The 9,388-nt window shown below is 69.9% G+C and carries 10 protein-coding genes and 1 pseudogene; 3 read left to right on the forward strand and 8 right to left on the reverse strand.

What is annotated here, in order from left to right; genetic code table 11:
• A partial coding sequence (locus QZ753_RS08250) for a TetR family transcriptional regulator (RefSeq protein WP_294642700.1) occupies positions 1–167 on the reverse strand: 167 nt, incomplete at its 3' end.
• Positions 168–320: 153 nt separating this feature from the next.
• Here QZ753_RS08250 and QZ753_RS08255 point away from each other — a divergent pair.
• Positions 321–719, forward strand: a complete 399-nt coding sequence (locus QZ753_RS08255; RefSeq protein ID WP_294642682.1) for a RidA family protein — start codon at positions 321–323, stop codon at positions 717–719.
• Between the two features lie 9 nt (positions 720–728).
• Here the strand turns inward: QZ753_RS08255 and QZ753_RS08260 are convergent, their stop codons facing one another.
• The 7 genes from QZ753_RS08260 to QZ753_RS08290 all read right to left on the reverse strand — a co-directional run bounded on the left by QZ753_RS08260 (position 729) and on the right by QZ753_RS08290 (position 8,081).
• The gene (locus tag QZ753_RS08260; protein WP_294642685.1) at positions 729–2,138 is read right to left on the reverse strand and encodes an FAD/NAD(P)-binding protein; all 1,410 of its coding nucleotides are present in this window, start codon (positions 2,136–2,138) and stop codon (positions 729–731) included.
• Positions 2,135–3,307 (reverse strand): FMNH2-dependent alkanesulfonate monooxygenase, encoded by a 1,173-nt coding sequence (gene ssuD / locus QZ753_RS08265; RefSeq protein ID WP_294642687.1) that lies wholly within the window; start codon positions 3,305–3,307, stop codon positions 2,135–2,137. The genes QZ753_RS08260 and ssuD overlap by 4 nt, the downstream gene beginning before the upstream one ends.
• 34 nt (positions 3,308–3,341) lie before the next feature.
• Complete coding sequence (locus QZ753_RS08270; protein ID WP_294642689.1) at positions 3,342–3,887, reverse strand: flavin reductase family protein; 546 nt, start codon at positions 3,885–3,887, stop codon at positions 3,342–3,344.
• Positions 3,887–5,299 (reverse strand): LLM class flavin-dependent oxidoreductase, encoded by a 1,413-nt coding sequence (locus tag QZ753_RS08275; protein WP_294642692.1) that lies wholly within the window; start codon positions 5,297–5,299, stop codon positions 3,887–3,889. Before QZ753_RS08275 ends, QZ753_RS08270 begins: the two co-directional genes overlap by 1 nt.
• Positions 5,300–5,452: 153 nt before the next feature.
• Entirely contained in the window at positions 5,453–6,106 is a 654-nt protein-coding gene (locus QZ753_RS08280; protein WP_294642694.1) for a methionine ABC transporter permease, read from the reverse strand.
• On the reverse strand, positions 6,099–7,229 hold the full coding sequence (locus tag QZ753_RS08285; RefSeq protein ID WP_294642695.1) for a methionine ABC transporter ATP-binding protein: 1,131 nt from the start codon (positions 7,227–7,229) through the stop codon (positions 6,099–6,101). Before QZ753_RS08285 ends, QZ753_RS08280 begins: the two co-directional genes overlap by 8 nt.
• A 48-nt stretch (positions 7,230–7,277) precedes the next feature.
• Positions 7,278–8,081, reverse strand: coding sequence for a MetQ/NlpA family ABC transporter substrate-binding protein (locus tag QZ753_RS08290; RefSeq protein WP_294642697.1), 804 nt, complete (start codon positions 8,079–8,081; stop codon positions 7,278–7,280).
• Between the two features lie 498 nt (positions 8,082–8,579).
• Here QZ753_RS08290 and msuE point away from each other — a divergent pair, with 498 nt between their 5' ends.
• A complete protein-coding gene (gene msuE / locus QZ753_RS08295; protein WP_294642698.1) occupies positions 8,580–9,158 on the forward strand; it encodes an FMN reductase in 579 nt (192 codons plus the stop codon).
• Between the two features lie 27 nt (positions 9,159–9,185).
• Positions 9,186–9,388, forward strand: a pseudogene (locus tag QZ753_RS08300) (dimethyl sulfone monooxygenase SfnG); the annotation flags it as partial.

Genomic DNA, 9,388 nt, shown 5'->3' on the forward strand with positions numbered 1-9,388 from the left:
TCACCGAAGTTGTGATAGAGCGCGCCGCGCGTCAGGCCGGCTTGCGCGGTCAGCTCGTCCATCGACGCCGCCGCATAGCCTTTCTCGGCAAAGGCCGCGCGTGCGGCCGCGATCAGCTTGGCGCGCGTCGCCTCCATCTGTTCCGCCCGTCGACCCGCTGCCGCCATCGCGAATTCTCTCCCTCGACGAGCGCTTGACATACGCCGCGTATGTGTGAGACCTCTTCACATACGCCGCGTATATCAAATGCGCAGACTGAAGTGAAGCGCGCGCTGAGCGCCTTCACGCCCGCCCCTCCGTCTCCATTCAGGAACCGACCCATGTTTCAGCGCCAGGCCATCATTCCCGCCCACCGCCACGCCCTTTACGACGCGCACCGCTATTCCGCGGCCATCCGCTCCGGCGACCTCCTGTTCGTGTCGGGTCAGGTCGGCAGCCGCGACGACGGCTCGCCCGAGCCCGACTTCGAGGCGCAGGTTCGGCAGGCCTTCGCCAACCTCGCCAACGTCCTCGCCGCCGCCGGCTGCACCTTCGACGACGTGATCGACGTGACCACCTTCCACACCGACCCGGAAGCCCAGTTCGAGACGATCATGACGGTGCGCGACGGCGTGATCGGCGCCGCGCCCTATCCGAACTGGACGGCGGTCGGCGTCACCTGGCTGGCGGGCTTCGACTTTGAGATCAAGGTGATCGCGCGCGTGCCGACGAACGCCTGACGCAGCAGTTCAGACGGCCTGCCGCAGGGCGCTGCCGTCTCGATCCCCTGCGAGAATCTCGCCGAGGATGCGGGCGACAAGCTCGGCATGGGCCGTCACCTGCGGCAACCCCATCAACTCGCCGAACGTGCCGCGCGCCAGCGGCCCGGCGATGAAAAGACCCGGCACGATTTCGCCATCGCGCCCGAGGGCGCGGTGGTCGGCGTCGACCCGCAGACCGAGGCCGACGCGGTCGAGATCGACCAATCCCGCTTCAAAGAGGGAGCGAACCGGCTCGCGGTCCACAACGGCCCGGTGGGCAGGCCCCGTCGTGTTGACGACGACGTCGAAGCGCCCCGTCTCGACGGCTCGCCCGCCACGCGGCCGCCACGCGACGTGGAGCCCGCCCGCGTCGGGCCGAGAGGAAGCGAGCGAGGCGGCGACGAGGCGAAGGCGGCCGGCGGCGTCCAGACGGTCGAGGACGTCGGCCACCTGCGGCGCGATGCGGAACCGGTGCACGTCCCAGAAGCTGCGAAGGCGGTGCACCACACGGCGTCGCTCGGCCTCGGGCAGTGCGCCCCAGATCGCAGCGCCGTCGCCGCGCAGGGCATCGAGAACGGCGTGCCAGCTGATCCCCTGCCCCTTCGCCTCCGTGATCGCCTGCCGGGCGCGGCGCGTCAGTTCGCGCGCCGTCCGGCCGGGGGTGGACGTGAAATCCCCGAACGGCTCGACCGCCGACGGGGCGTGGCCGCGCGAACGCAGGCCGTTGCGCGACAGCATCAGGATCGGGCCGCGATGCCCGCGCCGGTCGAGCGAGGCCACCATGTCGGCCGCCGTCAGCCCGCTACCAACGACGAGGACGCGCGCGTCCGGCGGCACGCCGTCCAGCGCGTCCGGCTCGCCGGGATCGACCACGAAGCGCGGATCGCCGGATAGCGCGCGCAGCGCAGCCGGCACCGCGGGCGGCGGATGCGTCGTCGCGACGACGACGAGATCGGCGTGGAGCGAGCCGTCGGCGAGAACGACGTCGAACGTGCCGTCGGAGAGGCGCCGGATCGCCTCGGCCGCGGTGCGGCGGTGGACGATCCGTCCGCTCGCGACGAAGGGCGCAAGGGCGTCGGCGACGTAGCGCCCGAACAGCCCCCGCTGCGGAAAGGCTTGACCCGACGCGCTCACCGCGTCCGGGTCGTCCGCGACAGCGCCGGTCGCCCGGAGCCAGCGCGCGAAGGCGTCCGGGTCCTGCGTGTCGAGGCTCATCCGGTCGGCGGGCACGTTGATGCGATGGGCGGGATCGCGCGTCGAATAGGCGAGCCCCGCCCCCAGCACCTCGCGCGGCTCGACGACGACGATCTTCGCCTGCCGCCCTGCCGCGGATTGCGCGAGATGATAGGCGACGGCCGCGCCGGTGAAACCGCCGCCGATGATCGCGAGCGTCGTCACGACTGGCTGGCGATCCGCGTCGGGCGGCTGTCGCCGGCGATCGTCTCGCCGAAGGGGCCGGTGTTGACCGCGGCGGAACGGGCGTGCAGCGGATGGGCCAGCGGCAGCCTCGGCAGGACGAGTTCGCCGAAGCGGTAGGCCTCCTCGAGATGCGGGTAGCCCGACAGGATGAAGCTGTCGATGCCGAGGCGGCGGTACTCGTCGATCCGCTCGGCAACCGTGTCGGGGTCACCGACCAGCGCCGTGCCGGCGCCGCCGCGCACGAGGCCGACGCCCGCCCAGAGGTTCGGGCTGACCTCCAGCTTGTCGCGCCGGCCGCCGTGGAGGCGGCTCATGCGGGCCTGGCCGACCGAGTCCATGCGCGAGAACACCTCCTGCGCCTGCGCGATCGTCGCGTCGTCGAGGCGGCTGATAAGGTCGTCGGCGGCTTCCCAAGCCTTGGCCGTCGTCTCGCGGACGATGACGTGGAGGCGGATGCCGAAGGAGACCTCGCGCCCCTTCTTCTCCGCCAGCGCCCGCACGGTCTCGATCTTCTCGGCGACGAGCGCCGGGGGCTCGCCCCAGGTGAGGTACTTGTCGATCTGCTCGGCCGCGACGTCGTTGGCCGCTTCCGACGAGCCGCCGAAATAGAGCGGCGGATAGGGATTCTGGACCGGCGGAAAGAGCAGCCGGCCGTCCGAGATGCGGAAGTGCTTGCCCTCGTGCTCCACCGTCTCGCCTGCGAGCACGCGCTTGTAGATGTCGAGGAACTCGCGCGTCACCTCGTAGCGCTCGGCATGGCTGAGGAAGATGCCGTCGCCGCCGTTCTCCTTCGGATCGCCGCCGGTCACGACGTTGATCAGGAGCCGGCCGTTGGAGATCCGGTCGAGCGTCGCCGTCATGCGCGCGGCGAGTGTCGGGGACTGGAGGCCGGGACGCACGGCCACGAGAAAGCGCAGCCGCTCCGTCAGCGGCGCCAGCGCCGAGGCGATCACCCAGGAATCCTCGCAGGAGCGGCCGGTCGGCAGCAGCGCGCCGTAATAGCCCAGCTGATCGGCGCCCTGCGCGATCTGCTTGAGATACGGGAGATCGACCGCCCGGCCGCCCTCGCTGGTGCCGAGATAGCGGCTGTCGCCGTGCGTCGGCAGGAACCAGAGGACGTTGATGGCGTCGGGAATGGAAAGGGGCATGGGCTCGGACCTTCTCGATCGATGCGTCGGGGCGTCAGACGGCCGCGCGATAGGCGCCGTAGCGGCCGTGGCTGTAGACGAGCGGGTCACCCGCCCCGAGGCGCACGGCGCGTACCGCGCCGAAGACGAGCGCGTGGCTGTGATGTTCGATGATCCGCTCGACCTCGCAGTCGACCACCGCGAGCGCCCCTTCCAAAAGGCTCGCGCCGGTCTCGAGGGTGGTCCAGTCGGCGCCGAGGTAGCGGTCGGCCCCCTTCGCCCCGCCGCGCCCGGCGAAGCGGTCGGCGACGCCCTCCTGGTGTGCCGCCAGGAGGTTGACGCCATAGTGGCCGAAGCGGCGGACCACGGGAAGCGTCGAGGACGAGAGGTTGAGCGAGACCAGCATGGTCTCCGGCTCCATCGACAGGGAATGGGCCGAGGTTACGGTGGCGCCCGTCCGGTCCGCACCGGTGCCGGCCGTGATGACGCAGACACCGCCGACGAGATGGCGCATCGCGTCCTTCAGGCCGGGCGCGGTCGGGGGCACGGCGAGCCCGCCGGTGCGGGAGTGGCTGAGGATGAAGGGAGCGGTGACGGACATCACGAGACCTCGAGCGACAGATGGGAGGCGGGCGCGGCGGCGGACGCCGTGCGCGCGGAGAGATGGGGGGACACGCCGGCATGGCGCGGGGGCAGGCGATCGCCCTCGCCGAGCAGGCGGCGGCGCAGCGTGCCCTTGGCATAGGCGGTCTTGTAGCGGCCCCTCGCCTGCAGGGCGGGAACCACGAAGCGGGTGAAATCATGCCAGCATTCGGGCACGACGGTTCGAGTCAGGTTGAACCCGTCGATCTCGCCCTCGTCGACCCAGCGCGCCATTTCGGCCGCCACCGTGTCGCCCGAGCCGACGAGAAGCGGATAGCGGCCGCCGAGCTTCAGCCCGTCGAGAAGCTGGCGCTTCGACAGGCCCTTGCGGCGCGCCGCGGCGGTGGTCGACTGGATGGCGTCGGTCGGTCCATAGGCGATCTCGCCGTCGAGACCGTAGCGCGAGAAATCGATGCCGCTGCCGGCCGCGAAATGCGCGAGGCCCGCCTCCGGGCTGGCATGCGAGACGTAGTCGAGAAGACGCTCCTCGGCCCCGGCGTCCGTCGCACCCGTGACGACGCGGAGGCCGACGAAGATGCGGATGTCGTCGCCCCGCCGCCCGGCCGCGACCGCCGCCGCACGAAGCTCGCGCGCGGTGCGGCGCGCGGCTTCCGGGTCCGACGCCGAGATGAACACGCATTCGGCATGGCGCGCGGCAAAGCGCTGGCCCCGCCCCGAGGTGCCGGCCTGGAAGAGGACCGGAGTGCGCTGTGGCGAGGGCTCGGACAGGTGGTAGCCGCGTCCCTGGTAGTACGGACCGTCATGCCGAATCTCGCGGACCGCGGCCGGGTCGGCGAAGACGCGCGCCGACTTGTCGCGGCGCACGGCATCCTCGTCCCAGCTCGTCTCCCAGAGCTTGTAGAGGAAGTCGAGATAGTCGTCCGCCCGGTCGTAGCGCTCGTCGTGCTCGGCCATGGCGTCACGCCCGACCGCGCGCGCCGCGCTGTCGAGATAGCCGGTGACGATGTTCCAGCCGACCCGGCCGTTCGTCAGGTGGTCGAGCGTCGAGAAGCGCCGGGCGAACGTATAGGGGTGCTCGACCGCCGTGTTGACGGTGACGCCGAAGCCGAGATGCTCCGTGACGGCGGCCATCGCGGGCACCAGCAGCGTCGGGTCGTTCACCGGCAGCTGGATCGCCTCGCGCGCAGTCAAGTCGATCGAGCCGCCATAGACGTCGTAGACACCGACGATGTCGGCGATGAAGACGGCATCGAAGAGCCCGGCCTCCAGCGTTCGGGCGAGTTCGGTCCAGTAGCCGATCGTCGTGTAGTCCTGCGACCGATCGCGCGGATGGGTCCAGAGGCCGTGATTGATGTGGCCGACGCAGTTCATCGTGAACGCGTTCAGAAGGATCTCTTTGCGGACCGTCATGCCGTGTATTTCTCCGGTCGCGCCGCGGCGCCAGGGGCAAAATGCGCAGGGAAGGTATGGTCGCGAGCGCCCTCCCGCCACACCGGAGGGCCGGGAACGGGGTCGCCGCGAGAGGCGCGAACGAGGGAGGGTGGTTCATCGCCGTCCCTCCGCTCACCGGGCGCGCAGGCGGCGGACGGCGACGTCGCCCGCGAACTGCACCACCGAGACCAGCGCCACCAGGATGACGATGACGACCAGCATCAAGGTCGTGTCGAAGCGCTGGTAGCCGTAGCGGATCGCGAGATCGCCGAGGCCGCCGGCCCCGACCGCGCCGGCCATGGCGGACGCGCCGATCATGGTGACGAGCGTCACCGTGAAGCCACCGACGAGGCCCGGCAGCGCCTCGGGCAGGAGAACGTGGCGGATGATGTGCCGCCGGCGGCATCCCATCGCCTGCGCCGCCTCGATCAGGCCGGCATCCACCTCGCGCAGCGACACCTCGGCGATGCGCGCGAAGAACGGGGTCGCCGAGATCGACAGCGGGACGATCGCCGCCCAGACGCCGATCGTCGTGCCGGTCAGGAACCGCGTGAGCGGCAGGAGCGCGACGAGAAGCACGATGAAGGGCGTCGCACGGAAGCCGTTGACGATCGCCGACAGGACCCGGTGCGCCAGCGGCGCGGCGACGATGCCGCCCGGCGCCGAGAGGACGAGGAACAGCGCCAGCGGAACGCCGGCCAGAAGCGCGATTCCCGCCGAGATACCGACCATCGAGAGCGTGTCGAGAAGCGCCTGCTGGAGGCGCGCGATCATCGCGTCAGACATAGCCGAGAACCTTCGCCTGCGTGTTCGGAATGGCGTTCACCTCGAGCCGTTCGGACCCGAGCCTGACTGCCAGGAGGAGGCGACCCTGCGTATGACCGCCGATCCGCTCGATCGCGGCGTCGACGAGGCGCAGGCCGCCGGGGAAGCGCGCGGCGAGGAGCGCGAGGTCGGGCTCCGACGTGCCGAGATAGCGAATTTCGACCAGCGCCTCCTCGTCGTCCGTGCCGCGCGCTTCCAGCGACAGGCGCGCTGAGAGATCGTCGGGCAGGCCTCGCGTCAGCGGTGCGAGCAGCGCCTTCGTCGCCGGATGGGCCGGCCGACCGAACACCTGCCAGACCGGCCCGGTCTCGGCGACCTCGCCGCGGTCGAGCACGAGAACGCGGTCGCAGATCTCGCGGATCACGCTCATCTCGTGGGTGATCAGGATGATCGTGAGGCCGAGCGTGCGGTTGATGTCCTTCAGAAGCGACAGGATCTGCAGCGTCGTCTCGGGATCGAGCGCTGAAGTCGCCTCGTCGCAGAGAAGGATCTCGGGACCGGACACCAGCGCCCGCGCGATGCCGACGCGCTGCTTCTGCCCGCCCGACAGGCGCGAGGGATAGACCCCCTCCTTGCCGTCGAGCCCGACGAGCGCCAGCACCTCGGCGACGCGCCGGTCGATCTCGGCGCGTGGGGTCCCGGCGACGCGCAGCGGCAGGGCGACGTTCTCGCGCACGGTCTTGGCCGAGAGGAGGTTGAAGTGCTGGAACACCATGCCGACCCGTCGCCGGAAGGCGACCAGCGCGTCGGTCCCGAGCGCTGAGACGTCCTCGCCGTCGACGAGGACGCGGCCTTCGGTCGGCGTCTCCAGCCGGTTCACCAGCCGCAGGAGGCTCGACTTGCCCGCGCCCGACCGGCCGATGATGCCGAACACCGAGCCCTCGGGCACCTCGACGTCGATGCCGCCGAGCGCCCTGACGTCGCCGGACGCGGCGCGATAGGTCTTGCCGACGCCCTCAAAACGCACCGAACCGGCGCGACGGCCTGCGAGCGGGCGCTCCGCCGTCCTCGACGCCTCGCGAGCGAACGGGGGAAGCGAGGCGGCAAAGCCCGATCGGGCGAGCGGAAGGGCGAGTTCGGACATGGCAGTACCTTCGGATCGGAACCGGGACACGGACGTCGGGCCGGGCCCTCAGTTTTCCCAGGCGATCGTGTAGAGCTTTGGATCGTTGGCGAACGCCGTGCCGATCGCCTCGCGAACCTTGGGCGAGGTCTGGAAGATCTTGACGAATTTCGCGATGTCCGGGTCCGCGGCGCGATCCTTGGCGACCACGAAGCGGATGGCGAACTGGCGGTCGTCGATGCCGGAATAGATCAGGCCGCTCGCCGGATCGAAGGCCTTGGCCGCGACGATGAAGTGTGGATAGCCGAGGGCCAGATCGACGTCGCCGGTGACGCGCACGAGCTGCGGCCCCTCCACTTCGGTGAAGCTGAGGTTCTTCGGGTTCTCGATTATGTCGTCGAGCGTGCCCTTGAAGCCGACGCCGTCCTTCAGCTTGATGAGGCCTGCCTTTTCCAGAAGCAGCAGGCCTCGCCCCTGGTTCACCGGATCGTTGGCGATGGCCACCGTCCCGTTCTCGGGGATCTCGTCGAAGCTTTTGTGCTTCAAGGAATAGAGCCCGATATTAGCGAGCGTGCCGGTGCCGACCTCGGCGAACTCGTAGCCGCGCTCGGCGACGGCGTTGTCGAGGAAGGGCTTGTGCTGGAAGTAGTTGACGTCGATGTCACCGGCCGCGAGCGCGATGTTGGGCGTCGTCCAGTCCGAGAACTCGACCACCTCGACGTCGAGCCCCTCGGCCTTCGCCTCCTCGGCGGCCGCCGCGACGGAATCGGCATAGGCGCCCGGCGTGACGCCGACCTTCAGGGCGTCGGCGTGAGCCAGCGAGGACAGCCCGAGGACGGCGGTGGCGATGCTGGCGAGAAGAAGCGTCTTCATGGGATCCGGACTCGAACTGGCGTTGGGTAGCTTCGGCCCGCGCCGTCTGGGCAGCGTCGAACCTGCCATCAGGGTAAGCCTTCAATATCTACCGACAAAGTATATTATTCTGTTTGCGTTCGACGGGACGGATTCCTTTTCCGGCCTCCCGAACGACGGCGTCTGCGGTCTCCGGCGGCCCCGTCGCCGCGGCGACGGGCTGGCATGATGCGGCCCGGACGTCGTTCGTGCGGCAGCCTTTGGCCCATCGCCGATGCGTGGTGAGGGATACGGAAACCGCGCGCACACGTGCGACCCGACTGCAGTTGGCGATCGCCGCGGAGTCGGGTCGGCTTGCCCGTCGATCCGATGCATGAGCTCGCTCGCCTCGTGCTCCCGGAGGTCCGCTCGACCGCTCGAAATTTGCGTCCCGGCCACCGAAATGAATAAAATCTACCTATGAAGTAGATAATAGCCGCGTAAGCTTTCAGGCATCCAGCGACCTGTGGGGTTTCGCTCATGACTGTCCGCATTCTCGGCATTTCCGGCAGCGTCCGCCGTCCGTCGCGCACCACGACGCTGGTGGCGCAGCTGACCGATCGCATCGCCCGGGCACTCGGTGGAACGGGCGAGGTGATCGAGCTCGTCGACGCCGCGCCGCACCTCCTCTCGGCGCTGGAGCGCGATGGCCTCGGCGAGATCGGGCGGGACCTCATCCGCCGGATCGAGACGGCCGATGCGCTGGTCGTCGGCACGCCGGTCTATCGCGCCTCCTACACCGGCGCCCTCAAGCACCTCTTCGACCTCGTCGATCATCGCGCGCTTTCGGGTCGGCCCGTCGTCCTCGCGGCGACCGGCGGCAGCACGCTGCATGGCCTCGTGACCGAGCATCAGCTTCGCCCGCTCCTCTCCTTCTTCGGCGCGCTGACGCTGCCGACGACGCTCTACGCCACCGAGGCCGACTTCGAGAACTACGAGCTGACCGATCCCGCCATCGCCGCCCGCGTCGAGCGCGCCGCGCGCGAGGCCGCCCAGCTGATCGAGGCGCAGCGCCGCGCCCCGACCTCCGCCCCCGCCCCGATCGCCATCGGCGGCTGATCCACCGTTCCGCCAGGGAGAACCGACATGAGCCATTCCGACGACAACCAGCCCACGAAGTTCGCCTACTGGGTGCCGAACGTCTCCGGCGGCCTCGTGATCTCGAACATCGAGCAGCGCACGAGCCACGATCCGCAATACAACGTCGAGCTGGCGCAGGTCGCCGAGGCCGCGGGCTTCGACTATGCCCTCAGCCAGATCCGCTTCACGGCGGGCTACGGCGCCGACGA

The organism is uncultured Aureimonas sp. (assembly GCF_913775355.1).
Classification (GTDB): domain Bacteria; phylum Pseudomonadota; class Alphaproteobacteria; order Rhizobiales; family Rhizobiaceae; genus Aureimonas.

Bases quoted from the DNA above. Each gene is read 5' to 3' on its own strand.
- QZ753_RS08255 (WP_294642682.1), top strand. From the start codon at position 321: ATGTTTCAGCGCCAGGCCATCATTCCCGCCCACCGCCACGCCCTTTAC.
- ssuD (WP_294642687.1), bottom strand. From the start codon at position 3,307: ATGCCCCTTTCCATTCCCGACGCCATCAACGTCCTCTGGTTCCTGCCG.
- QZ753_RS08270 (WP_294642689.1), bottom strand. From the start codon at position 3,887: ATGTCCGTCACCGCTCCCTTCATCCTCAGCCACTCCCGCACCGGCGGG.
- QZ753_RS08275 (WP_294642692.1), bottom strand. From the start codon at position 5,299: ATGACGGTCCGCAAAGAGATCCTTCTGAACGCGTTCACGATGAACTGC.
- QZ753_RS08280 (WP_294642694.1), bottom strand. From the start codon at position 6,106: ATGTCTGACGCGATGATCGCGCGCCTCCAGCAGGCGCTTCTCGACACG.
- QZ753_RS08285 (WP_294642695.1), bottom strand. From the start codon at position 7,229: ATGTCCGAACTCGCCCTTCCGCTCGCCCGATCGGGCTTTGCCGCCTCG.
- QZ753_RS08290 (WP_294642697.1), bottom strand. From the start codon at position 8,081: ATGAAGACGCTTCTTCTCGCCAGCATCGCCACCGCCGTCCTCGGGCTG.
- msuE (WP_294642698.1), top strand. From the start codon at position 8,580: ATGACTGTCCGCATTCTCGGCATTTCCGGCAGCGTCCGCCGTCCGTCG.